At 55.7% G+C, this 22058-nt stretch carries 25 protein-coding genes and 2 pseudogenes; 13 read left to right on the top strand and 14 right to left on the bottom strand.

Annotated elements, in window-relative coordinates; genetic code table 11:
- The first annotated feature begins 65 nt into the window (after positions 1 to 65).
- Entirely contained in the window at positions 66 to 1142 is a 1077-nt protein-coding gene (locus KBP52_RS13815; RefSeq protein ID WP_158559182.1) for an aminotransferase class I/II-fold pyridoxal phosphate-dependent enzyme, read from the top strand.
- Between the two features lie 225 nt (positions 1143 to 1367).
- Positions 1368 to 2717 (top strand): lysine 2,3-aminomutase, encoded by a 1350-nt coding sequence (locus tag KBP52_RS13810; RefSeq protein ID WP_212622967.1) that lies wholly within the window; start codon positions 1368 to 1370, stop codon positions 2715 to 2717.
- Positions 2718 to 2979: 262 nt separating this feature from the next.
- On the opposite strand, the pseudogene KBP52_RS13805 reads toward KBP52_RS13810, so the two are convergent.
- Positions 2980 to 3249 (bottom strand): annotated as a pseudogene (locus KBP52_RS13805) (transposase domain-containing protein); the annotation flags it as partial.
- Between the two features lie 395 nt (positions 3250 to 3644).
- Positions 3645 to 3929: an AAA family ATPase gene (locus tag KBP52_RS30550; RefSeq protein WP_249122276.1), complete on the bottom strand. Its 285-nt coding sequence runs from the start codon at positions 3927 to 3929 to the stop codon at positions 3645 to 3647.
- Positions 3930 to 4165: 236 nt separating this feature from the next.
- On the opposite strand from KBP52_RS30550, the gene KBP52_RS13795 reads away from it, so the two are divergent.
- From KBP52_RS13795 to trxB, 3 genes and pseudogenes are all read left to right on the top strand, one after another.
- Positions 4166 to 4315, top strand: coding sequence for an MbcA/ParS/Xre antitoxin family protein (locus tag KBP52_RS13795; protein WP_249122275.1), 150 nt, complete (start codon positions 4166 to 4168; stop codon positions 4313 to 4315).
- Positions 4316 to 4371: 56 nt separating this feature from the next.
- Positions 4372 to 4548: pseudogene (locus KBP52_RS30545) on the top strand (N-acetyltransferase); the annotation flags it as partial.
- Positions 4549 to 4948: 400 nt separating this feature from the next.
- Positions 4949 to 5911 carry a thioredoxin-disulfide reductase gene (gene trxB / locus KBP52_RS13790; RefSeq protein ID WP_007912350.1) on the top strand — a complete coding sequence of 321 codons (963 nt, stop codon included), beginning with the start codon at positions 4949 to 4951 and terminating at the stop codon, positions 5909 to 5911.
- Positions 5912 to 6101: 190 nt separating this feature from the next.
- Here trxB and KBP52_RS13785 read toward each other — a convergent pair whose 3' ends face one another.
- The 6 genes from KBP52_RS13785 to KBP52_RS13760 form a co-directional block, all read right to left on the bottom strand.
- On the bottom strand, positions 6102 to 6440 hold the full coding sequence (locus KBP52_RS13785) for a HopJ type III effector protein (protein ID WP_047299789.1): 339 nt from the start codon (positions 6438 to 6440) through the stop codon (positions 6102 to 6104).
- On the bottom strand, positions 6433 to 6729 hold the full coding sequence (locus KBP52_RS13780) for a DUF1244 domain-containing protein (protein ID WP_212622966.1): 297 nt from the start codon (positions 6727 to 6729) through the stop codon (positions 6433 to 6435). Before KBP52_RS13780 ends, KBP52_RS13785 begins: the two co-directional genes overlap by 8 nt.
- 99 nt (positions 6730 to 6828) lie before the next feature.
- A complete protein-coding gene (folX, locus tag KBP52_RS13775; protein WP_007914273.1) occupies positions 6829 to 7200 on the bottom strand; it encodes a dihydroneopterin triphosphate 2'-epimerase in 372 nt (123 codons plus the stop codon).
- On the bottom strand, positions 7201 to 7761 hold the full coding sequence (gene folE, locus KBP52_RS13770; RefSeq protein ID WP_212622965.1) for a GTP cyclohydrolase I FolE: 561 nt from the start codon (positions 7759 to 7761) through the stop codon (positions 7201 to 7203).
- A gap of 20 nt (positions 7762 to 7781) precedes the next feature.
- Positions 7782 to 8492 (bottom strand): dihydromonapterin reductase, encoded by a 711-nt coding sequence (gene folM, locus KBP52_RS13765; protein ID WP_212622964.1) that lies wholly within the window; start codon positions 8490 to 8492, stop codon positions 7782 to 7784.
- A gap of 172 nt (positions 8493 to 8664) precedes the next feature.
- Positions 8665 to 9234, bottom strand: coding sequence for an antibiotic biosynthesis monooxygenase (locus KBP52_RS13760; protein WP_077571162.1), 570 nt, complete (start codon positions 9232 to 9234; stop codon positions 8665 to 8667).
- A gap of 213 nt (positions 9235 to 9447) precedes the next feature.
- On the opposite strand from KBP52_RS13760, the gene KBP52_RS13755 reads away from it, so the two are divergent.
- Entirely contained in the window at positions 9448 to 10407 is a 960-nt protein-coding gene (locus KBP52_RS13755; protein WP_212622963.1) for a MerR family transcriptional regulator, read from the top strand.
- Positions 10408 to 10410: 3 nt separating this feature from the next.
- On the opposite strand, the gene KBP52_RS13750 is transcribed toward KBP52_RS13755, so the two are convergent.
- Complete coding sequence (locus tag KBP52_RS13750) at positions 10411 to 11016, bottom strand: hypothetical protein (RefSeq protein WP_016987019.1); 606 nt, start codon at positions 11014 to 11016, stop codon at positions 10411 to 10413.
- A gap of 54 nt (positions 11017 to 11070) precedes the next feature.
- Entirely contained in the window at positions 11071 to 11547 is a 477-nt protein-coding gene (locus KBP52_RS13745) for a PAS domain-containing protein (RefSeq protein ID WP_212622962.1), read from the bottom strand.
- A 154-nt stretch (positions 11548 to 11701) separates the two neighbouring features.
- On the opposite strand from KBP52_RS13745, the gene KBP52_RS13740 reads away from it, so the two are divergent.
- On the top strand, positions 11702 to 12157 hold the full coding sequence (locus KBP52_RS13740; protein ID WP_137219274.1) for a flavodoxin: 456 nt from the start codon (positions 11702 to 11704) through the stop codon (positions 12155 to 12157).
- Here KBP52_RS13740 and KBP52_RS13735 read toward each other — a convergent pair.
- Positions 12147 to 13034, bottom strand: coding sequence for a LysR family transcriptional regulator (locus KBP52_RS13735; RefSeq protein ID WP_212622961.1), 888 nt, complete (start codon positions 13032 to 13034; stop codon positions 12147 to 12149). The genes KBP52_RS13740 and KBP52_RS13735 overlap by 11 nt on opposite strands.
- Before the next feature lie 95 nt (positions 13035 to 13129).
- Here KBP52_RS13735 and KBP52_RS13730 point away from each other — a divergent pair, with 95 nt between their 5' ends.
- The 5 genes from KBP52_RS13730 to KBP52_RS13710 all read left to right on the top strand — a co-directional run bounded on the left by KBP52_RS13730 (position 13130) and on the right by KBP52_RS13710 (position 17121).
- Positions 13130 to 13516, top strand: a complete 387-nt coding sequence (locus tag KBP52_RS13730) for a CidA/LrgA family protein (protein WP_095119438.1) — start codon at positions 13130 to 13132, stop codon at positions 13514 to 13516.
- Positions 13506 to 14192 carry an LrgB family protein gene (locus tag KBP52_RS13725; RefSeq protein ID WP_116029505.1) on the top strand — a complete coding sequence of 229 codons (687 nt, stop codon included), beginning with the start codon at positions 13506 to 13508 and terminating at the stop codon, positions 14190 to 14192. The genes KBP52_RS13730 and KBP52_RS13725 overlap by 11 nt, the downstream gene beginning before the upstream one ends.
- 131 nt (positions 14193 to 14323) lie before the next feature.
- Positions 14324 to 15106 carry a class II aldolase/adducin family protein gene (locus KBP52_RS13720; protein ID WP_212622960.1) on the top strand — a complete coding sequence of 261 codons (783 nt, stop codon included), beginning with the start codon at positions 14324 to 14326 and terminating at the stop codon, positions 15104 to 15106.
- Positions 15106 to 16008: an alpha/beta hydrolase gene (locus KBP52_RS13715; protein WP_116029507.1), complete on the top strand. Its 903-nt coding sequence runs from the start codon at positions 15106 to 15108 to the stop codon at positions 16006 to 16008. Before KBP52_RS13720 ends, KBP52_RS13715 begins: the two co-directional genes overlap by 1 nt.
- 201 nt (positions 16009 to 16209) lie before the next feature.
- Entirely contained in the window at positions 16210 to 17121 is a 912-nt protein-coding gene (locus KBP52_RS13710; RefSeq protein ID WP_077571170.1) for an SDR family oxidoreductase, read from the top strand.
- A 43-nt stretch (positions 17122 to 17164) separates the two neighbouring features.
- On the opposite strand, the gene KBP52_RS13705 is transcribed toward KBP52_RS13710, so the two are convergent.
- The 3 genes from KBP52_RS13705 to KBP52_RS13695 form a co-directional block, all read right to left on the bottom strand.
- On the bottom strand, positions 17165 to 17425 hold the full coding sequence (locus tag KBP52_RS13705; RefSeq protein WP_212622959.1) for a bacteriocin immunity protein: 261 nt from the start codon (positions 17423 to 17425) through the stop codon (positions 17165 to 17167).
- 1 nt (position 17426) lies between these two features.
- Positions 17427 to 19529: an S-type pyocin domain-containing protein gene (locus KBP52_RS13700; protein WP_212622958.1), complete on the bottom strand. Its 2103-nt coding sequence runs from the start codon at positions 19527 to 19529 to the stop codon at positions 17427 to 17429.
- A gap of 446 nt (positions 19530 to 19975) precedes the next feature.
- Positions 19976 to 20185, bottom strand: a complete 210-nt coding sequence (locus KBP52_RS13695) for a hypothetical protein (protein WP_212622957.1) — start codon at positions 20183 to 20185, stop codon at positions 19976 to 19978.
- Positions 20186 to 20264: 79 nt separating this feature from the next.
- On the opposite strand from KBP52_RS13695, the gene KBP52_RS13690 reads away from it, so the two are divergent.
- Positions 20265 to 22058, top strand: coding sequence for a DUF1302 domain-containing protein (locus KBP52_RS13690; protein ID WP_212622956.1), 1794 nt, complete (start codon positions 20265 to 20267; stop codon positions 22056 to 22058).

Raw genomic sequence — 22058 nt, 5'->3', positions numbered from 1 at the left:
AGTTGGTGAGAATTATGTTAAACCCGAGTCAGAAGTTGTCGCAGGTCTTAAGTAAAAGTCCTCAAATGGGCGACTTAATTCAGATGCACGATGGTGAGTTCAATCTTGAAGTTCCGCAGGAGATTTCTCGCGCGACGATTAACGCCTTAACGAATGGATATACTGGCTATTGTGATCTTACCGGCATAGAGTCTTTAAAAAAATCTTTGATCGAGGGGTGTTTTCACAAGCATAGTAAGTTGTACGACCCAGCCGAGATTTTAGTCTCTAATGGCTCGAGTCAGGCTTTGTTTATGTTGATGAAATGCATATTATCCAAAGGTGACGAGGTTCTTGTTCCGAACCCATGCTGGCCCGCTTATATATCTTACATAGAGCTTAACGATGGCATTGCCGTCGATTATGAAATGGGCACTAAGCGTATCGACATAGCTGAAATTCGTAAGTTGGTCACTAGCAAAACTAGGGCGTTGATCATTAACTCGCCGCACAACCCCACTGGCTCGGTTCTAAGTCGACAAGAAATTCTAGAGTTGGTGCTCTTATCTCAAGAGTTTGGATTTTTACTAATTTCCGACGAAGCCTACGAAGGCATCGTTTTTGGTAGCAGTGAACATGTTAGTCCTCTGGATCTTATGGTGGATACTAGCCTGCTGGTGGTTACACGTACGTTTTCAAAACTATTCTCCATGTCTGGTTTTAGAATAGGCTATATGTTCGCGGATAGAAATATTATCAATCGCTGCTCCACGCTTCAGGGCGTCATGACGGATAATGCTTGTACATTTGCTCAGCACGGTGCCCTGGCAGCAACAGCTTTGCCTAAAAATATTCTTAAAACGCGTGTTGATGAGTTGCAACGCCGAGCCTATTACTGCCATCAGTTGTTAAGCACTACGTTTGATATTGTAATGCCGCAGGGTGGATTTTTCCTATTTCCTAATATTTCCCGCGTATTGGGTGCTACTTGGGATTCGGACGCCCAATTTGTAGACGATCTCCTCAACGTAAAATCTGTTTCTACCACGCCGGGCTCTTCTTACGGTATGAAGGACCATATCCGAATATCAATTGCTTCCGTTAATGAAGCTGAAATTAAAGAGGCTTGTGGGAGAATTGTAGATTTTGTCCACCGTCGCTGATTTTTATGCGGTAAGTGTTACTAGTGTGGAAAAATTTTTCAATTGGAGGTTGCGCTTTCTTGGTTAGCCCACGCTAACCTTGTTGAGGTTTTATTAAGTTTATATGCCTAAGATCCCATTGCGTCATCAGATATTATATGTGGTCACGCATTAATTTTAGGTCAAGACAGTTCGATATTTTATCATTTCCTATATTTCATTAAAGAATCTTATTGGCTACTAATTATGCATTCTATAGAAAATCTAGCGGTGAGTGTTGACGACTTCACAAACAAATCAGAGGTTGAACGTTTCAAGGTTTATACCTTGAAACAAATTGACCACATTTCTCAGCTTGCTAAATTAGACAGCCAGACTATTTGGGAGATGAAGGTTGTGGCAAGCGTCTTGCCATTTCGGGTCAATGAATATGTTATAAAGAATTTGATCGACTGGGACAATATTCCCAACGACCCTATATACCAACTTACCTTCCCCCAGAAGGATATGCTGGATAAAGAATCTTTTGATCTAGTGTCATCTTTACTTTTAAGGAATTCCGACCGTTCAACGTGTGAGGTTGCGATAAAACAGGTTAGAGCTAGACTGAACCCTCATCCAGCGGGACAGCTTGAGCGTAACATCCCTTCACTGTCTGGCGTGACGGTAACTGGTGTCCAGCACAAATATCGTGAGACTGTGCTTTTTTTCCCAAGCGCTGGTCAGATTTGCCATAGCTACTGTACTTTTTGTTTCCGTTGGGCCCAGTTCACTGGAGACCAATCGCTCAAAATTGCGGCTAAGGAAAACACCCAGCTGTTGGATTACCTGCGGGCCAACCCTCAAGTGACTGATGTTTTAATTACTGGTGGAGATCCGCTGGTTATGAAGACAAGCAATCTACGTGCTTATCTAGAACCTCTTTTGACTCCTGAGTTCGAGCACATCCACACTATCCGAATTGGTACGAAAGCGCTTTCTTTCTGGCCTCAGCGGTTTGTGACTGATAGCGACGCAGGTGAACTTCTTGATCTATTTAGGAAGATTAGCATGCATGGGAAACACTTAGCATTAATGGCTCATTATAATCATTGGGCGGAACTTGAGCCTGCAATTGCTCGAGAGGCTATTCGTCGTGTTCGAAAAACAGGTGCTCAAATACGTAGTCAGGGCCCGTTGCTGGCTCATATCAATGACTCTGCTGATGTCTGGGCGCGACTCTGGCAGACGCAAGTTGAACTAGGTATTATTCCTTACTATATGTTTATCGAACGTGATACCGGGGCTCGTCGGTATTTTGAAGTACCTCTTATACGTTCCTGGGAAATTTACCGAGACGCTGTCAAACAAGTCTCAGGTATTGCTAGGACCGCCAGAGGACCTTCGATGAGCGCAGATCCGGGGAAAGTTGAAGTCTGCGGTGTAGCTGAAATTAGAGGAGAAAAGGTGTTTGTTTTACGCTTTATCCAAGCACGAAACCCGGATTGGGTGCAAAGACCATTTTTCGCACGATTTGATCCCGATGCTACGTGGTTCGATCAACTAAAACCGGCTTTTGGGGAGGCTGCCTTCTTTTTCGAGGAGGAAGTTTCTTAACCCGTTTTTCCAGCCTTGCCGCTGATGATCAAACTACCAGGCTGGGAAAATGTGCTCTCACTCAATACGCTGTGCCCAGTTTTCATGGATCCGCGTTTCATAACCGAAGGAAGCGAGATCAACTGATCGCGGTAGGAATGGCAGTCACCTGCAACCCCCCGCACAGATCCGTACGTGCGGAATTACCGCATACGACTCCCGCCTTGGGTTTTGAGTAAGCGCTCCACAAACCCCACCGACTTCAGTGTGAGTAGCCCGCTCGTTAAGGCGATGCGGGTGGGCAGTTACATGGCAGCAGGGCTTCATAATTGTTGACTAAAGCCGCCATTGGTAGGCGCTAAAGTGCGTGGCGCAGCCACGCATAAGGTTCTTGGCCGTTGGCTTTGGCGGTCTCGACCAGGCTGTGACGTTGAGCGCTAGCCTTCGCGCCTTTGAGCGTAACGCTGAACAACCAGTTCTTTCTTCCGATCACGAAGGGGCGGATCACACATTCGGCGGCATTGTTGTCGATCGGCAGATTGCCTTCCTCGACCCTCGACGTACCGTCTCTGTCGCCGTCCACCAGGCAGCAGACCTTGTTATGAGTGGCCGACAGTAACTGGAACGTCTCGACCACTTTGGCATCCTCAGTGGGTACGACGCCGACCTCCAGTCCAAACATAGATGGCATGCTCGTGGACCAACCCTCGGTCAACATCAAAGGTCGTAGCACCGTTTTCAGTAATAGGAAATCTGCACGACCTTCAGGTACCAATACACACGGGTGCATTAAAGCCGACAGGACATCTACGCGACTTTGCTGAAAAAATTTCCTCTTCCAATTCTGAGCATTTGGTAGCAACGGCTCTGATAAAAAAGGAAGGGCCGAGAGATGACCGTCGACATTTCGCAGAATCAATACAGAGGTTGGATCTGATACCGCAGCGATCAATGGGAATGCGTAGTAATGAAGGTTTGGGTCGAAAGTGCTTGTACTCGTTGTACCAGCTGCTGCTGAACTGCTGGGGGCAGATGAAGCTCAGGCTCCTCCAAGGCCATTAGAAATCCTTCACCTTCAGCTGCACGTCCTCGACCTAGTTCCAGAAGCAGTAACAACCCTTGCAGAGACACCAAACCGCTGCCTTGTCTGGCTGGGGGTACGCCCAGTCCTCCGACGACAGCGAAATGTGCAGCGACAGAGTCGAGAAGCGATCGGCTATCAGTGCTCGTCACCCGAAGTTGAACATGTGGCGCGTTCGGTATGCATCTCGCTAACTCAGCGTTGACGTTCTGTATCAGTGGTGAAATTCGATCATCGTTCTCGATGGGGGCTTCCGGGCGTCTGAGCCGATCGCGCTCAGCTAAAATCGCTTCGGACGGTTGGGCTGCGGCTGCTTGCAGCGTGCGCCGGAACAGCTCTGAATGCAGCTGAAAGCGATCGGTTGTTTCGCTTCACGCAAACTAATGCCATGGCAGAGGTGATCTTCGGCGACGCAGGAAAGGCCAGAAATTGGCTTTCCACTCCTAAATCACGATTTTCGGGTGAAACCCCAAACGCCATTCTCTCTACATTCCCCCGGTATGCGCCTGGTAGAGGATATGCTTCTTCAGATAACTGAGGGGTTGTCGCTGTGATCCATCCGCACACTTGGTGGGTGTGCGTTGATGTCAGAATATTTTGTTCGGCACTAACGCCTCTGACATCCAGGCTATATATGCGTCAATGGTTCTGGACACGGTCATCTCGTTTGTACTGACGCCTCCGACTGTCGACGATATGGTGGAGCGTATAGCCGCAACGCTCCCGATGTACCTCTACCTGGTAGCGGAACTGGATGGCGGGGTCGTTGGGAATGAGAGCAATCTTGATTGCTGCTTGCAGCGTAGCGTTCTGATGAGGTGCACCATTCAAGAACCTAGTTGCCTGGTTTTTGCCCGCAATTGCGATAAAAACATAAAACATGTTAGTGGGATAAAAACCTTAAAAATCAATAGCTTGATCATTACTAACTGTTAGGGCCATTCAGATATAACGACGTCCTTCTCGTCAGTGTGACGGCATAGAGACCACCTATGAGCTGGATTGTTAAACCGTATTTCCTTAATCTTGCCCCCCTCGATACGCTGCACCCAACTTTTTACAGGACTGTCGAGCTCAAGCCTTCCCCAAGGTTTTCCACGGTCCTTTTTTATTCCCGCCGGCAGTCCGGCGATCCGTGCCTGTTTTTCGGCCCGGTCAACAGGAGCAGGTCATGTCTGAAGTCCGTCATTCGCGAGTGATTATTCTCGGTTCCGGCCCTGCCGGTTACAGCGCTGCGGTATACGCGGCCCGCGCCAACCTCAAGCCACTGCTGATCACCGGCATGCAGGCTGGCGGTCAACTGACCACCACCACCGAAGTCGACAACTGGCCGGGCGACGTCCACGGCCTGACCGGTCCTGCACTGATGGAGCGCATGCGCGAGCACGCCGAGCGTTTTGAAACCGAGATCGTTTTCGATCACATCAACGCCGTCGACTTCGCTGCCAAGCCTTACACCCTGACCGGCGACAGCGCGACCTACACCTGCGACGCCCTGATCATCGCCACTGGCGCCAGCGCGCGTTACCTGGGCTTGCCGTCGGAAGAAGCGTTCATGGGCAAAGGCGTTTCGGCCTGCGCGACCTGTGACGGTTTCTTCTACCGCAACAAGCCTGTTGCAGTGGTCGGCGGCGGCAACACCGCTGTTGAAGAAGCACTGTACCTGGCCAACATCGCCAGCACCGTGACCCTGATCCACCGTCGCGAAACCTTCCGCGCCGAGAAGATCCTGATCGACAAGCTCAACGCTCGCGTCGCTGAAGGCAAGATCATCCTCAAGTTGAACGCCAACCTCGACGAAGTGCTGGGCGACAACATGGGCGTGACCGGTGCGCGTCTGAAAAACAACGATGGTAGCTTCGACGAAATCACCGTCGACGGCGTGTTCATCGCCATCGGCCACACCCCGAACACTTCGCTGTTCGAAGGCCAGCTGACCCTGAAAGACGGTTATCTGGTGGTGCATGGCGGCCGTGAAGGCAACGCGACTGCAACCAGCGTCGAAGGCATCTTCGCCGCCGGTGATGTGGCTGACCACGTTTACCGCCAGGCGATCACCTCGGCCGGCGCCGGCTGCATGGCGGCACTGGATACCGAGCGTTACCTGGACGGTCTGCAGAACGCTTCGTTCTAAGATCGCAGGCATAAAAAAACCGGCCAGAGATTGGCCGGTTTTTTTGTGCCCGTTATTCACAGCCATCACACATCAAATGTGGGAGCGAGCCTGCTCGCGAATGCGGTGTATCCGTCGACATCAATGTTGAATGTCAGTCCGTATTCGCGAGCAGGCTCGCTCCCACAGGGATTTTGTGTGGATAGAGGTATCAGCGGCGGGTCAGGGGCTGGGCGGTGAATTTGACGCCGGCCAGACCGTGCTGGATCAACGCACGGATGTTGCCGTGATCGCTGCCCTCTGGCGTCGCGACCACCGAACGATAATGTTCGCCGAACGCCAACAGCGCTTCCTCATCGCTCAGACCTTCCAGCAGCGCCAGACCCAAGGTCTTGCACGAACCTTCGTTCTGCCCGGCGGCGTTTTCCACGCCACCGTTGTTGAAGGCTTGCGGCTGGTAGTCGTAACCCGCAGCAATGAAAGCCAGGGTGTCGGCGAAAGCGTGCTCGCCGCTCTTGAGGCTGGCGCGCAGGGTGTTCAGATCACTCATGGGTTTTTCCTTTGGCGAACGCCGCTTGCTGGTCGGCGTTGGCTCCTTGCTGATATTGGGCTTTCCACTCGGCGTACGGCATGCCGTAAACCACTTCGCGGGCGTCGTCGAGGCTGACCTCGATCTGGCGCTCATCGGCTTCGGCCTTGTACCACTTCGACAGGCAGTTGCGGCAGAAGCCAGCAAGGTTCATCAGATCGATGTTCTGCACGTCCTTGCGGCTGTCCAGGTGGGCGACCAGCCGGCGGAAGGCGGCGGCTTCAAGTTCGAGGCGTTGTTGATCAGTCATGGGGGTCTCTGCGAGACAGCTTTGAGCGGCAAGCTTCAAGCTGCAAGATTGGATCGGGGTCGGCCGTTAGCTTACCGCTTGCAGCTCGAAGCTTGAAGCTCAGCGGCTAGCCGCGAGCGTGATCGAAACCGATTCGGCAAACCGCAGCGCATGGGGCTTGTCGACTTCGACTTCGGCGTACAGTACCGAACCGTTGCTCATCACCAGATCGAGCAATTCCTGCGTCAGGCGTTCGAGCAGGGCAAAACGGTTGCCCTCGACGTGGGCGATGATCGCTTTGGTGATCGTGCGGTAATTCAGTGCGTGATCAATGTCGTTGTCACGCACCGCTTCCTGCGCGGCGTACAGAATGGTCAGGTTGATCAGCACATCCTGTTTGTTGAGGATCTCGTCCTCGTTGATCCCGATAAAGGTGCGCAAGCGCAAATCCTTGACCCGGATACGCGCCATTCCCGGCTGAAGTTGTGGCATTTACTTGCTCCGTCCAATCAATTGCAGGAACTCCTGACGGGTGTTGCTCGACTCGCGAAACGCGCCGAGCATGACCGAGGTGTTCATGGTCGAATTCTGTTTTTCGACACCGCGCATCATCATGCACATGTGTCTGGCCTCGATGACAACCGCGACGCCGGCGGCATCGGTGACCTGTTGCACCGCCTCGGCGATTTGTCGGGTGAGGTTTTCCTGGATCTGCAGACGCCGGGCGAACATGTCCACCAGTCGCGCGATTTTCGACAGGCCCAGCACCTTGCCTGTCGGAATATAAGCCACATGGGCCTTGCCGATGAAGGGCAGCAGGTGATGTTCGCACAATGAGTACAGTTCGATGTCGGCAACGATGATCATCTCGTCACTGTCCGAGTCAAACAGCGCGCCGTTAACAATGTCATCGACGCTCTGTTCATAACCGTGACACAGGTATTGCATGGCCTTGGCCGCGCGCAGCGGGGTGTCGAGAAGTCCTTCGCGGTCGGGATTTTCACCGAGACCGATGAGGATTTCGCGGTAATTATCGGGCAGTGAGCGGGTCATGGAAATCCTCGCGAATCGGCTTATTTGACGTGCCGTCCGCCGTTGACGGTCAGGGTCGTACCAGTGACATAAGGGTTGTCGAGCAGATAGCGCAGGCTTTGATAGATCACTTCGCTGCCGGGTTCGATGCCCAGCGCGGATTTGGCCAGGGCCTTGGCGCGGTACGCCGCGTCGTCGTCGGGATTGAACAATAGCAGGGCCGGCGCGATGCCGTTGACCTTGATGGCCGGCGCATAGCGGGCGGCAAAGGACAGCGTCAGGCTGTCGAGCCCGGCTTTGCTGGCGCAGTAGCCGATGTGCTTGCTGCTGCCTTTGCGGGTGACGTCGTCGCTGATATGGATGATGTCGGCGGGTGTCGAGCGCTTCAACAACTCACTGCAGTGCAGGTTGATCAGGTACGGCGCGAGCATGTGCAGATTGAACATGCGGGTGAAGGCTTCGGCCTCGTTGTCCGGGGTTTCGGCCAGCCATTCGGAGGCGTTGTGCACGATGGCGCGCAGGCTGTCGGTTCGGGTTTTCAGTTCGTTGATGAAGGTGAGAATTCCGGCTTCGCTGGAAAAATCGGCGAACAGGCCGATGGCGCCCAGATCTCGTAACGTCTGTACGCCGGGGCGTTCGCTGCGGTAGGTGAAGATGACGCGATAGCCGTCCTCGAGTAACCGCTGCGCGCAATGCAGGCCGACACGCTGGCCGGCACCGGTGATGAGGATCGGGGCTGCGGAATTTGGCATGAACGGCTCGCATCGAGGTAGGAGCAAAAACTATAACAGCGACATGGCTTGCCCACCTATCGTCGGCCCCCATTACTGTGAGAGCGAGCCTGCTCGCGAAAGCGGTGTCTCAGTCGACATCAATGTTGAAGGTCAGTCCGTATTCGCGAGCAGGCTCGCTCCCACACAGAGATCATCGATTCTGTGCAGAAGACGTCACTGGCAACGGGCGCACCGGGGTGCTGTTCAGCCAGTTCGCCAGCAAGCGCGTCGACAGCGGAATAAAGAAGTAAACCATCAGTGGCGTCAGGCACGCCGTGCTGATCAACACGCGCGGCAACAAACTCATGTCAGCGAGCAAAGGGCCGAGAACAAAGTTGAACAGCAGCGACACCGGAAAGAACGCCAGCCAGATCGCGACTGCCTGCTTCCAGCGCGGTGGACGCTGACCGGCCGCGCCGAACCAGCCTTCGATACCGCTGACCCGATGCTCTTTCGGGTGCGCGAAGAGATCGCTGCCACGGCTCAGCCACGCGGTGCGCGATGCCGAGTATTCCCACGCATGCAGCGTCTGTTCATCGACGAAACGGAAAATGATTTGAAACTCGTTATCACCGGGCGGCGGAGCGAGCACGCCAGAGCCGAGGTAACCGGGGAAGTCAGTGGCCAGTTGTTCGCCTTCGCGCAGCCAGGCGATCAAATCCTGATAACGGCCGTCGGCGACGCGACGGGCAACCATCAGCGTGACGGGGGAAGTAGACATTTTGTATCTCCGTATTTCGAGTGCGTCACTCCGGGTAGGAATTTCGCCTGACGCAGGGCCGGGGTAGAGGCCTGCGTTTTTCAACAAGCAAGGATTATTCCGGTTTTTCACGATTAAACCAGCGACTTTCGTCGCATTTCATCACTTGAACCCCATCGGGGCATAAGCGTTAGAATGGGATCCAATTGAACCGACATGGAAGTTGAACGCCATATGCCTGTCATCACGGACGCAAACCCCGCTACGCAGGCCTCTGTTGCGCTCGAACGCGCCGATCTGTTCCCGATCCGTGAGGTCGCACGTCTGACAGGCGTCAACCCGGTGACCTTGCGCGCCTGGGAGCGACGCTATGGCTTGATTCAGCCGACACGCACTGAAAGTGGGCATCGACTTTATTCGATGACCGATATCGAGCGCGTGCGCAGCATCGTCGATTGGATTGATCGCGGTGTTGCCGTGAGTAAAGTCGGCAAGATCCTCGCCAAGACCGAACCGATGAAAGTGCTCGCGCACATCATCCCCGATGATCTGGTGCAAGCGGATTACCTGCAATGGCAGGAGCAGATCCAGCAGGCGGTCAGTGCGTTCGACGACCAGCAACTGGACCGCGTCTATGGGCAGATTTTCTCTTCTTACGCGTTGCCCGTGGTGTTTCAGGACATCCTCATGCCGTTGTGGCTGCAATTGTTGCAGCGCCAGGAGGCTTTCGGGCAAACCAGCGAGTGGCTGTTCTTCGATGGATTCCTGCGCGCGCGCGTATTGCAGCGGATTGTCATGCTGCGCGGCACGCAACCGCGCCGGGTGATCGTCAGTGCGCTGTCCGGGCAGTGTCGGGAGCTGGAATTGCTGGTGGCGGCGTTGTTTCTCAGCGACAGCAATGCCGGTGTTCGAGTGCTGACTACAGGTCAGCCGTTCGATGAGCTGACGCTGGTGTGCGAAAAGATCAAACCTGATGCACTCGTGCTGTTTTCCAATCACGCGCCCAGCGCCGAATTACCTCGGCGTCTGAACCGGCTGGCGTTAAGCCTCGATTGTCAGTTGATGCTGGCGGGCGATGCTTCAGATCTGGCGCAGGACAGCCTGGCTGGCTCCTCTGTTGCCTGTCTGGGCAATGAAGGGGCGAACATGCGTCAGCGCATGTTGCAGTTTCTGGCCGGCAATCTGGATACCTGAAACTCAGGTGTGAAGGGCAGGATGCGTCAGGCGATGTTGCTGCAGGATGAACTGGCGCAGGCGTTCGGTTTCGTCGGTGTCGGTCTGGCTCAGTTCGTAGGCATAGAAACCACTTTCGGTTTCCCGTTCGAAATTGCCACGCAATGAAATCCGCTCGTAACCCGAAGGGCTGAACCACAACGCGAAATGCTTGGGAGGTTTGGTCTTGTTGCGCACTTCCAGTAGCACACCTTTGTGCGAAACCTCGTGGACCCACAACGTGCCCGGCTGACCTTTGGCGTTCTCCAGGGCTACTGGCTCTTCGAGAGTCAACCGCCATGGCCGCACCATCGGGCCGTCTTCATAAATACTCGGCACACCGAGGCGCAAGTGCAGCGCGTGAAACTCGTCTTCCACCAGATGCAGCGGGAAGGTCATCTGCTGATTTTCGAAGTTGGCCTGAATGGTCACTTGTTCGTGAGCGGCCAGACGCGTGAGCAAATCACGGATCTGCGAACCGCCGTTAACCAGCAGACTCGACGTCGCATCCCGCACGTTCAATTGCGGGTTGTGCTGCATGGTCTGGATGAAATCCAGCTCATCCTGAGTGAGGAGGGCGTCACGCTGCATGGCTAACTCGAAAGATATAGATACAAAGTCATTGGTGATTGTAGTTAATGACAATTAGTTCGCGATTTTGTTTTGACCGTTTGTCGCTTTCAACGTAGCCAGTTCTGCCTTGAGGGCTGCGACTTGCGCTTCCAGCTGTGCCACGCGCTGCTGAGCCTTGACCTGAACGCTAACGTCTTTCTGCACACCAACGAAATAAGTCTGCCCGTCATCGGCGTTTTTCACCGTTGAAAGCGACAGTTCATTCCAGAATGGTGTGCCGTCCTTGCGATAGTTACGCAGGATTTCCCGGCACGATCCGCCGTTATCCAGCGTCTCGCGAATCAGCTTCAGGCTTTCCTGATCGCGGTCCCCAGCCTGCAGAAAACGGCAGTCCTGATAGAGGATTTCTTCGCTGCTGTAGCCGGTCATGCGTTCGAATGCCGGATTCACATAAATCAGGATATTGTCCTGCTCACCTTCCTTCTCGGCCACCACGATCCCGTCGTTCGACGCGTTGATCACCATCTGCAGCAAGCTCGCTTTGATCATCCTTGAATCCTTTCAGAGTTGTCAGTGGCTCGCATTCTAGAAGAACCGTAGGCGCTGTCTACTGGCCATTATCGCCAGTTGAGATCCAATCGCAGCTTTGCGCTGGAGGCTGTTACTATCGCCGCTCTTTTTTTCCAGTTTCAGGATCAGATTGATGAAAGTCGCCATCCTCTCCGGTTCGGTCTACGGCACCGCCGAAGAAGTCGCCCGTCACGCCCAGAACCTGTTGAAAGCCGCCGGCTTCGAAACCTTCTACAACTCGCGCGCGAGCCTCGCCGACATTCAGGCGTTCGGCCCCGAAGCATTGCTCGCAGTGACCTCGACCACCGGCATGGGCGAATTGCCCGACAACCTGCAACCGCTGTATTCGGCGATTCGCGACCAGTTGCCAGCCGCATTGCTTGGTTTGCCGGGCGCGGTGATTGCCTTGGGCGACGCCAGTTACGGCGACACCTTCTGTGGCGGTGGCGAGCAAATGCGTGAACTGTTCGGCGAACTGGGCGTACGTGAAGTGCAAGAGATGCTGCGCATCGATGCCAGCGAAAGCGTCACTCCGGAAACCGACGCCGAGCCTTGGCTGGCGCAGTTGATCGACGCCCTCAAGGGCTGACCGCGCGCTCGCGCAACAAGCTCAGCCACGCCTGTGCGGCTTTTGACAGATAGGCGCCGCGACGCCAGATGAACGCGATATCCCAGCGCAGATAATCCGGCGCGCGCAAGGCCAGGCGTACAACGCCTGGTCGCACCAGCCCGCGTGCGACCACGCTGGGCAACAGCACCACGCCTTGCCCGGCGGCCACCAGCGCCGCGAGAAAATCCGCCTGACCGCTGCGTCCGCCTTCCTTCGGCGTGAAGCCCAGTTGCTGGCACGCCTGCAACAAGCGGTCGTTGAGCACGAAGCTGCGCTGATAGAGCAGAAAGGGCGTTTCGGCCAATTCTTCCAGCCCGATCTCACCCCGACCAGCCAGCAGATGATCGGCCGGCAACAGGGCGTCGAGTGGCTCATCGCAGAACGGCTGACAATCGAATTGCGGATCCTTTGGCAACAGACTGCCGCCCAGTTCCAGTTCACCGCTCAGCACCGCTTGCTCGACATTGCGGCTGCCACCCTCAAGCAACTGAATACTGATATTCGGGTAGCGTCGGCGGTATTCGGCAAACAATTCTGCGAACAGTGCATCGCTACCCAGCAGCGGCAAACCCAGGCGCAATTCGCCACGCGCCAGATGACTCAGATCATCCAGTTCCGCGAGCAATTCGTTACGCAAGCGCAGCATGCCCTCGGCCCGTTGCAGCACCACACTGCCAGCGGCGGTCAGGCGCAATTGCGAACCGAGCCGTTCGAGCAATGGCGTGCCGAGGCTCTGCTCCAGTTGCGCGATTTGCTTGCTCACCGCTGACTGGCTGATGTGCAGTGTTTTGGCGGCCTGGGTGAAACCGCCCTGATGCATGACTTCGACAAAACTGCGCAGCTGTTTGAATTCCATCGCCTGATTCCATTTTGGAATGGCTTTGAGTCTAACAATTCGCTTCGGCGATGGCAGGGCGCTTCGTAAAATAAGCGCCTGTCAGGAGCAAAATCATGAACGCCGTCACCCTCAAGCATCTCTCTCGTCTTCTCGCCGAACTCGCCGTATTGCTCGGTCTCTACCTGCTCGGCTGCCAACTGGCGGCCTGGCTGGCGTGGCCAATCCCCGGCGGCGTCATCGGTATGGCGCTGTTGCTGCTGGCATTTGCCTTTGGCTGGGTCAAACCGGCAGCCCTGCAACTGGGCGCGGGACTGCTGATGGCCGAGATGCTGTTGTTCTTCATCCCGGCGCTGATGAGTCTGCTCGACTACGGCGCGCTGTTGCGCAATGACGGCTGGCGGATCTTGTTGGTGATTGCTGCCAGCACCTTGATGGTGATGCTGGTAACGGCGTTCACCGTCGAGCTTGCGGTGCGCATGAGGCGGTCCCATGAAGCTTGAATGGATGCCGATGTTCTGGCTGGCCTTCACCCTGTTGGCGTATCTGTTCAGCCGCTGGTTGTATCGGCGCACCGGGCGCTACGTCTTGTCACCACTGATTCTGGTGCCGGCGTTGCTGCTGGCGCTCGCCGTGCCCCTGCACACCGCCTATGCCGAATATTCCAGCAACACCCACTGGCTGATGCTGGTACTCGGCCCGGTCACCGTGGCTTTCGCCGTGCCGATCTGGCAGCAACGGCGCTTGCTGATGCGGCACTGGTCGGCACTGCTGTTGGGCATGGTTGCCGGCAGTGCAGCCTCGATCGGCACCTCGTTCGGGCTGGCCAAGGCGCTGGCGCTCGACAGTTCGGTGACGATGTCGCTGGTGCCACGCTCGATCACCACACCGTTCGCCATGCCGCTGGCACAGAACCTGGGTGGCGTGCCGGAACTGACGGCGGTCTTTGTAATGTTCACCGGTGTGTTTGGCGCGATGCTCGGCGGCGTGTTGTTGAAGTGGTTGCCGTTGCGCAGTGCCTTGGCGCGCGGTGCGCTGTTCGGGGTGGGCGCGCACGGTGCCGGTGTCAGCCGGGCCCATGAAGTGGGCGGCGAAGAAGGTTCTGTCGCCGGACTGGTGATGGTGCTGACCGGTTTGCTGAATCTATTCGCTGCACCTTTGTTGGCGTCGTTGCTTTGACATGGATCCAAGGTGTTTGCGTTGCTGACTCGGTCAGTCATCAAGCTGGCTGCCAATGCAACTACGCGATCCTCTGCGCCTGACTAGACTGCTCGTACGTGCAGAACAATAAGAACGCAGAGGTGCATACAGTGAGCGTAGCCCCCGTCCAATCGTCCCTTAATGTCAAAGACCAGGTCAGTGCTGCGGAATGGCAGACCCGAGTCGATCTCGCCGCTTGTTATCGTCTGGTCGCGCTGCATGGCTGGGACGATCTGATCTTCACCCATATTTCCGCCAAGGTGCCGGGCACCGAAGATTTCCTGATCAACCCGTTCGGTCTGATGTTCCATGAGATCACCGCCTCGAGCCTGGTGAAAGTCGATCAGGCCGGCAACAAACTCATGGACAGCCCCTACGAGATCAACCCCGCCGGCTACACCATCCACAGCGCCGTGCACGAAGTGCGGCACGATGTGGTTTGCGTGCTGCATACGCACACCGCCTCCGGTGTCGCGGTGTCGGCGCAAAAGCAGGGTGTGTTGCCGATCAGTCAGCAGTCGCTGTTCGTTCTCTCGAGTCTGGCTTATCACTCCTATGAAGGCGTGGCGCTGAATCACGAAGAGAAGGCGCGGTTGCAAGCCGATCTGGGCGAGAACAATTTCCTGATGCTGCACAACCACGGTCTGCTGACCTGTGGTGGCACCATCGCCGATACGTTTCTGATGATGTTCACCTTCCAGCGCGCCTGCGACATCCAGGTCATGGCGCAAACCGGTGGTGCTGAACTGATCGCCATTGAACCGCACATTCTGGCCGGCGCCAAAGCGATGATCGCCGGCGTCACCAAAAGTGCTCAAGGCATGGGTGGCGCGCTGGCCTGGCCGGCGTTGCTGCGCAAACTCGATAAACAAGACCCCGGATATAAACTCTAATGCCTCTTGCCGAGATTCCTCTGTGTGTCTGGCGCAAACGCAGCCAGACGTTTGTCTTTCGTGGCCAGCCGATCCGCTACTGGACGGCGGGACAGGGTGAGCCGCTGTTGCTGATCCACGGTTTCCCGACCGCCAGTTGGGATTGGCATTACCTGTGGCAGCCGCTGGCCCAGCGATATCGAGTGATTGCCTGCGACATGCTCGGTTTTGGCGATTCGGCCAAACCGATCAATCACACCTACAGCCTGCTGGAACAGGCTGACCTGCAACAGGCATTGCTCGCGCATTTGCAGGTTGAACAACCGGTGCATGTGCTGGCGCATGATTACGGTGACAGCGTTGCGCAAGAACTGCTTGCCCGACACTACGAAGACCAGATCGAGATCGCCAGTTGCGTGTTTCTCAACGGCGGATTGTTTCCGGAAACCCATCGCCCGGTGCTGATGCAGAAACTGCTGCTTAGCCCGTTGGGCTGGATGATTGGTCGGGCGTTTACTCGTGATGCTTTGGTGAAAAGCTTCCGGCAGATCTTCGGTCCGCAAACGCGGCCGAGCGAAAGTGAACTGGACGATTTCTGGAGCCTGGTCGACAGCAATCGCGGGCCTCGGATCATGCACAAATTGATCAGCTACATTCCCGAGCGTCGGGTGCAGCGTGATCGTTGGGTGGCCGCCATGCAGCGCGGTGACGTGCCGTTGCGGGTGATCGACGGCGAAGTCGATCCGATTTCCGGGGCGCACATGGTCGAGCGTTACCGCGAATTGATTCCCGATGCCGACACGGTGCTGCTGCCGGGCATTGGTCACTATCCCCAGACCGAAGCGCCGGTGCAGGTGCTCAAGCACTATCTGGCGTTTCGCGAGCGTTTTGTGCTGCCACCGCGCAAAGTCGCCTGCTCCTGAAAGATCAACAGATCGCAGCCTGCGGCAGCTCCTACATTGGATTTGTGTAGGCGCTGCCGCAGGCTGCGATCTTTTGATCTTTTCACGCCCTCATCATCCCCCAACCTTATCGCGCACCATTCAGCCTCAGCCGTATTCGTTGTGACCCAAAGCCCTGTACCTGACACTCGGGATCACTACTGGTCTGCTGGAGTTGCTGCGATGAATGAGTCTGTGCGTTTCGAAGATAAAGTTGTCATCGTCACCGGAGCCGGTGGTGGCCTCGGACGCGCCCACGCATTGTTGTTTGCCAAGCAGGGCGCCAGGGTGTTGGTCAATGATCTCGGCGGCTCGACTCAGGGTGAAGGCGCCAATGCCTCCGCGGCCGATCGCGTGGTGGCGGAAATCCGCGAAGCCGGCGGCATTGCCGAAGCCAACCACGACTCGGTCACCGACGGCGACAAACTGGTGCAAAACGCCCTCGATGCCTTCGGCCGCGTCGACGTCGTGGTCAACAACGCCGGAATCCTGCGCGACAAGACTTTCCACAAAATGGACGACGCCGACTGGGATCTGGTTTACCGCGTCCACGTCGAAGGCGCCTACAAAGTCACCCGCGCCGCCTGGCCGCACCTGCGTGAGCAAAACTACGGCCGGGTGATCTTCACCGCCTCGACCTCGGGCATCTACGGCAACTTCGGTCAGTCCAACTACGGCATGGCCAAACTGGGCCTCTACGGCCTGACCCGCACGCTGGCCATCGAAGGCCGCAAGAACAACATCCTCGTCAACGCCATCGCGCCAACCGGCGGTACGCGCATGACCGAAGGCCTGATCCCGCCGCAAGTATTCGAGCAATTGAAGCCGGAGCTGGTCAGCCCGTTGGTGGTGTATCTGGCCAGTGAGCAATGCCAGGAAACTTCCGGGTTATTCGAAGTCGGTGGCGGCTGGATGGGCAAGGTACGTTGGGAGCGCAGCCTCGGCGCCGGCTTCGACCCACGCGAAGGCTTCTCGCCGGAAGATGTCGCGGCGCATTGGCAGCAGATTTGCGATTTCGAAGGCGCGGCGCATCCGAAGGACAATATTGAGGCGCTGAAGGAAATGATGGCGAATTTGCAGAAGTATTCGTTGTAAAGAGAGCGCAAAGCGAGCAGGCATCGAATGCCTGCTCGCTTTTTTATTCCGGCTTGAATCCAGGTTTTCCGTTTGCTGCGCGCCAAGCCTTGATGGCTTCTAATACGCCTGTCGGGCTATCTTCAACACCTTCTTCCGGGTAGTAAAGAATGTTTGTCCCATTCGGGTGTTCAGAAGTGTGAACAATGTTGTCGACGAATTGATCATGTTTTCGTTCTGATGAGAATTTTCCTTGGAATAGCCGTTCTATAACTGCCAGGTATTCGGACTCAGTGTAGTCTTCTAGTCTGTTTTTTAATTCCATCTTATAATTTTCCTTTTTTTAAGTGCAATTCAATATGCTGTTTTGGTGTTAGCACCGTTAGATTGTTTATATCGTAGACGTCGCCACCCTCGCTAATTGGCTTGTGGTGGTGTATTTCAAATTTTTTACGCTTGCCTATTTGCTCCGAAGGTAATGCGCTGGGAGCCAATCCGTCTCTCAAGTCTATTTTGTTGAGTCTTGAAAATTGTTCAAGTAATGCTGGGTCATTCCCAACTGCTTTCCAGAACGCCCTCCGAAATGCCCTGAAATTGGAAAACTCCTTTCCTCGAAGTTTATCCGCGATCTGCGCGGGAATGGGGGCGCCCTTCGACGTTGAAGCAGTTCCAAGCCAATTACCTGAAACCGGTTGCCCCAAACCGCTGGCAACCCCCGGATCCTGCCTTCGATCCCTGAATACCGTGAGTATCGGCGGTATGCCTGACTCAATCGGGAATAGGGTGATGTATCCGCCGAACTCATACAGATCCAATTCAGGAAATGGATCTATTCGTCCGTCGGCGGATTTAACTGTTGCACCGTCATAGACTGGTAGCTGTCTGTCGACCTGCGGAAGAGCAGACGACGGATCAATTGGCTCGATCAGCGGCGTCCAAGTAACGGTAGGGCCGTTGGAGCCGGCGGTAGCTACGTACACGTTTTTTTCTGGATCGAAGTCAGCGAGTCTTACCGGCACATCGCTGGGAACAGTTACGCCATCGGTGCTGACAATGACGATTTCTACCCGGTTGCCCACCGTTCTGGTGCCAAGTCTTACGGGAAGATGAGCGCGGCCGCCGACGGCCGCTAACTCATACAAATCGTCAGTCAGATCAGATGCAACATTTGATAACGGGACGCTTGCGGAAAAGAGATCACCGTTTCCCAGTTCAGAGGGGACTAGCAGGGCAGCAAAACCGACTACGGCAGGAGCAGCGAAAGCGGAAGCAGCTGCCACCGCGGAGGCGACGCCACGACGAAGTGCACCATTGAGAGCCAATGTTGTGGCTTGATCGATAGCGATCTCGCCAAGCGTTCCTGAGAAAGTTGATCCGGATACAGCCGCTGAACCGACGTGAGCGAATACCGGGTTTTTCCAGCGTGCCTCTGTCTGTTTTTTCCAATCGGCTTTCAAGCGAGCGTGTTCCGCTTGGACTTCGGCGTCGGCCCGGGCTTTCAGGCGCGCCAGCCGCTGTCTCTTTCTTCGCGCGGCTTGTTCTGCTTTTTTCTGTTGCTCGATGCGTTTTTTTTCATCGCTGAGTTTGAGTTCTTGCTCGCGATGCAGCGCTTCAACGGCTAACCGCTCTTGCTCGTCAGCCAAGCGCTGCTTTTCCGCCAACGCAGCAAGCCTTGTCTGTTCCCGGGCCTGGGCTTGTTCCTGCTCACGTCGCACCGCGTCCGCAATGTCTTTTTGCCGCTGTTGTTCTGCTGCGATACGGCTGCGTTGCGCAGCCAATTGTTGCGCTTGCTCCGCCGCAACTCTCGCCTGCTCGGCAGCCACTCGCGCGGCTTGCTCTTGGTTCTGCGCCGCCCTCAAATAGACGTGTGCAGTCGCCGATTGCTGCTGCAATAGCGCAATCGACTGCCTCAGAAGTTGTGCTTCGTGGGCCGCCAGAAAGGACTGTTCCCAGAGTTGTGTGGAGCGAGCCCCGGGCCAGATCAACGTGTCGATGGTGGTCGCTTTACGGACAAAGTCGGCAAACGATTTATCCCGAGGGTCGCTACCGAAAAAAGCGTTCGCAATGGTGGTTCTCTGCGCAAGCTCGGCAGTTTTTCTGGTGCGCAACGCCTCTCGAATATCCACCTCTCGTTGCCACGCCTGTACGGCGGATAAAGATGAGTTGGGATATTGAGATCGATGACTGGAAATTTCAGCGTCCAGATTCGTTGGTAGTGCTTGAGATTTGGTTTCGAACTCTTGTCGGACTGTTCTTGTTATTCCCTGGGTTCTGACGGATGTTTCTACCTGCTGAAGTTGACGGTTGGTTCCATTGCCAAACATTCCGCTGCCGCGAGGGCGTGAAGTAGTGGTAATGGGGGTCATCCATTCCGGCGCGGGTGCGTTAACAGGTGTGGCGGGTAGAGTAAGATCGGGTGGTCTGTGCATTTAAATTCCTTTTTAAATGCGATATCAAAATTTGCTGGCAGCTATCCGTTATTGACTGATGGCTGTCGAGCTGAGTGCCTGTGCCAATCTTGTGAACAGGTATCTATATGCTAAGTTAATAATCTCTCGGAAAGGGCGTAGAAGATTGTCGGAAGCTTCTTGTGAGAAATAGAGAAAAGTATTGAAGGGATCGAGAAGGGATAAGGCTTAATGAAGTTTCGGACGCTTCCTACAATACGCGGCGGTGAATGTTCAGCAGCGGCAACTTCTGACGAATTAATCGCCCATAAAAAAGGCCGCTGCAAACGCAGCGGCCAAGGTAAGACGTTGGATCAAGGAGCTACAAATCAACGTCAGTGAACACCGGGGCGATAAACCGAAGTCTTCGATTTATCTGAAATCTGTCAGCGATGGCCTGAGTTGCTCAAAGGCCAGTGCTTCGTGCTTCACGGCGTGTCCCGTGAAAGCGCGTTCAGAATAAGGTCTTGAGCGCGCAGGAAAAATACCGATTCCGGACATGCACTGTTGCGGGCCATGCAACAGTCCCACGAACCCATGCGCACCATGCGCTGCACTGATGATCCTCCATCCAGCCAATCCATGAGCGACGCAAAGCCCCGCGGCGCAAGGCCATTCATCCTTTCGAGCGACAACACGAATACCTCCTTGGTGCGCTTATCGACGCGGTTGCCCGGCAGTAGGGTGGGGCCTTCTGTCACTCACCGGGGAAGACGCATGACAAAAACAACAATGCGCGCCATCTTCACACCGCAGGCGCTGGCAGCCGCGGTGGCTCTGGGTTGCTGCGCCCAGGCGCAAGCGGTTGCGTTCAACATTGGCGAAATCGAGGGCACTTTCGATTCTTCGCTGTCGATCGGTGCGAGTTGGGGCATGCGCGATGCCGACAAGTCGCTGGTTGGCACGGTCAATGGTGGTACCGGGCAATCCTCGACCGGTGATGACGGGCGTTTGAATTTCAAGAAGGGCGAGACCTTCTCGAAAATCTTCAAAGGTATTCACGACCTCGAACTCAAGTACGGCGACACCGGTGTCTTCGTGCGTGGCAAGTACTGGTATGACTTCGAACTGAAAGACGAGGACCGCGAGTTCAAGCAGATCAGCGATAGCGGGCGCAAGGAAGGCGCGAAATCTTCCGGCGCACAAATTCTCGATGCATTCGTCTATCACAACTATTCCATCGCCGACCTGCCGGGCACCGTGCGCGCCGGCAAACAGGTGGTGAGCTGGGGCGAAAGTACGTTTATCGGCAACTCGATCAACAGCATCAACCCGATCGACGTTTCAGCGTTTCGTCGCCCTGGTGCGGAGATCAAGGAAGGCCTGATTCCAGTCAACATGCTGTTTGGTTCGCAAGGCCTGACCGATCAACTGACCGTTGAAGGCTTCTATCAACTGGAATGGGACCAGACCGTTCTCGACAACTGCGGCACCTTCTTCGGCGTCGACGTGGCGGCGGATGGTTGCAACAACGGCTACACCGTCGGCAACCCGGCGATCGCACCGTTTGTTCCGCTGACCCAGGCCTTTGGACAAGGCATTCAGGTAACTCGCGAAGGCGTGGTGATTCCTCGTGGCGGTGACCGTGATGCGCGGGATTCCGGGCAGTGGGGTACGGCGTTGCGCTGGCTCGGTGACGACACTGAATACGGTCTCTACTTCATGAACTACCACAGCCGTACGCCGACGGTTGGCACTACCACGGCCGGTCTTTCGACATTGGCGGCGTTACCGGGCATGGTCGGGATCGCCAATGGTCTGGCCCCCGGCAGCGGTTCCGGCCTGGCGCAGAGCGTCATGCTCGGGCGGGGTGGCTACTACCTTGAGTACCCGGAAGACATTCGTCTCTACGGCGCGAGTTTTTCCACCACATTGCCCACCGGTACCGCGTGGACCGGCGAGATCAGCTACCGCCCGAATGCGCCGGTGCAAGTCAACACCAACGACCTGACGCTGGCGCTGCTCAACCCGATTGCCGGTGGCACGGCGTCGCCACTTTCGACCTCACCGGGAGCGGACAACAAAGGTTATCGGCGCAAAGAAGTCACGCAAATCCAGAGCACCCTCACGCACTTCTTCGATCAGGTCTGGGGCGCTCAGCGCTTGACTCTGGTCGGTGAAGCGGCGGTGGTGCGGGTCGGCGGTCTGGAGTCGCGCGACAAGCTGCGTTATGGCCGCGACTCGGTATATGGCCAATACGGTTTCGGCGGCGACACCGACGGTTTCGTCACCTCGACCTCGTGGGGCTACCGCGCCCGGGCGATCCTCGATTACGCCAACGTGATCGGCGGGATCAACCTCAAACCCAACCTGTCGTGGTCGCATGACGTCGCCGGTTACGGCCCCAACGGGCTGTTCAACGAAGGCGCGAAAGCGATCAGCGTCGGCGTCGATGCCGACTACCGCAACACCTACACCGCGAGCCTCAGTTACACCGACTTTTTCGGTGGTGACTACAACGTCCTCGAAGACCGTGACTTCGTCGCTCTGAGCTTCGGCGTGAACTTCTGA

It is taken from the genome of Pseudomonas sp. SCA2728.1_7 (genome assembly GCF_018138145.1).
In the GTDB taxonomy this organism is placed as follows: domain Bacteria; phylum Pseudomonadota; class Gammaproteobacteria; order Pseudomonadales; family Pseudomonadaceae; genus Aquipseudomonas; species Aquipseudomonas koreensis_A.
This window is presented reverse-complemented; position numbering and strand designations above follow the sequence as displayed.

Excerpts from the sequence above, each read along its gene's own strand:
- KBP52_RS13725 (WP_116029505.1), top strand. The coding sequence starts at position 13,506 with ATGAAGCTTGAATGGATGCCGATGTTCTGGCTGGCCTTCACCCTGTTG.
- KBP52_RS13780 (WP_212622966.1), bottom strand. The coding sequence starts at position 6,729 with ATGACTGATCAACAACGCCTCGAACTTGAAGCCGCCGCCTTCCGCCGG.
- KBP52_RS13745 (WP_212622962.1), bottom strand. The coding sequence starts at position 11,547 with ATGATCAAAGCGAGCTTGCTGCAGATGGTGATCAACGCGTCGAACGAC.
- folX (WP_007914273.1), bottom strand. The coding sequence starts at position 7,200 with ATGCCACAACTTCAGCCGGGAATGGCGCGTATCCGGGTCAAGGATTTG.
- folM (WP_212622964.1), bottom strand. The coding sequence starts at position 8,492 with ATGCCAAATTCCGCAGCCCCGATCCTCATCACCGGTGCCGGCCAGCGT.
- trxB (WP_007912350.1), top strand. The coding sequence starts at position 4,949 with ATGTCTGAAGTCCGTCATTCGCGAGTGATTATTCTCGGTTCCGGCCCT.
- KBP52_RS13710 (WP_077571170.1), top strand. The coding sequence starts at position 16,210 with ATGAATGAGTCTGTGCGTTTCGAAGATAAAGTTGTCATCGTCACCGGA.
- KBP52_RS13810 (WP_212622967.1), top strand. The coding sequence starts at position 1,368 with ATGCATTCTATAGAAAATCTAGCGGTGAGTGTTGACGACTTCACAAAC.
- KBP52_RS13760 (WP_077571162.1), bottom strand. The coding sequence starts at position 9,234 with ATGTCTACTTCCCCCGTCACGCTGATGGTTGCCCGTCGCGTCGCCGAC.
- KBP52_RS13785 (WP_047299789.1), bottom strand. The coding sequence starts at position 6,440 with ATGAGTGATCTGAACACCCTGCGCGCCAGCCTCAAGAGCGGCGAGCAC.
- KBP52_RS13700 (WP_212622958.1), bottom strand. The coding sequence starts at position 19,529 with ATGCACAGACCACCCGATCTTACTCTACCCGCCACACCTGTTAACGCA.
- KBP52_RS13705 (WP_212622959.1), bottom strand. The coding sequence starts at position 17,425 with ATGGAATTAAAAAACAGACTAGAAGACTACACTGAGTCCGAATACCTG.
- KBP52_RS13815 (WP_158559182.1), top strand. The coding sequence starts at position 66 with ATGGGCGACTTAATTCAGATGCACGATGGTGAGTTCAATCTTGAAGTT.
- KBP52_RS13735 (WP_212622961.1), bottom strand. The coding sequence starts at position 13,034 with ATGGAATTCAAACAGCTGCGCAGTTTTGTCGAAGTCATGCATCAGGGC.
- folE (WP_212622965.1), bottom strand. The coding sequence starts at position 7,761 with ATGACCCGCTCACTGCCCGATAATTACCGCGAAATCCTCATCGGTCTC.
- KBP52_RS13730 (WP_095119438.1), top strand. The coding sequence starts at position 13,130 with ATGAACGCCGTCACCCTCAAGCATCTCTCTCGTCTTCTCGCCGAACTC.
- KBP52_RS13690 (WP_212622956.1), top strand. The coding sequence starts at position 20,265 with ATGACAAAAACAACAATGCGCGCCATCTTCACACCGCAGGCGCTGGCA.
- KBP52_RS13715 (WP_116029507.1), top strand. The coding sequence starts at position 15,106 with ATGCCTCTTGCCGAGATTCCTCTGTGTGTCTGGCGCAAACGCAGCCAG.
- KBP52_RS13755 (WP_212622963.1), top strand. The coding sequence starts at position 9,448 with ATGCCTGTCATCACGGACGCAAACCCCGCTACGCAGGCCTCTGTTGCG.
- KBP52_RS13740 (WP_137219274.1), top strand. The coding sequence starts at position 11,702 with ATGAAAGTCGCCATCCTCTCCGGTTCGGTCTACGGCACCGCCGAAGAA.
- KBP52_RS13750 (WP_016987019.1), bottom strand. The coding sequence starts at position 11,016 with ATGCAGCGTGACGCCCTCCTCACTCAGGATGAGCTGGATTTCATCCAG.
- KBP52_RS13795 (WP_249122275.1), top strand. The coding sequence starts at position 4,166 with ATGGCAGAGGTGATCTTCGGCGACGCAGGAAAGGCCAGAAATTGGCTT.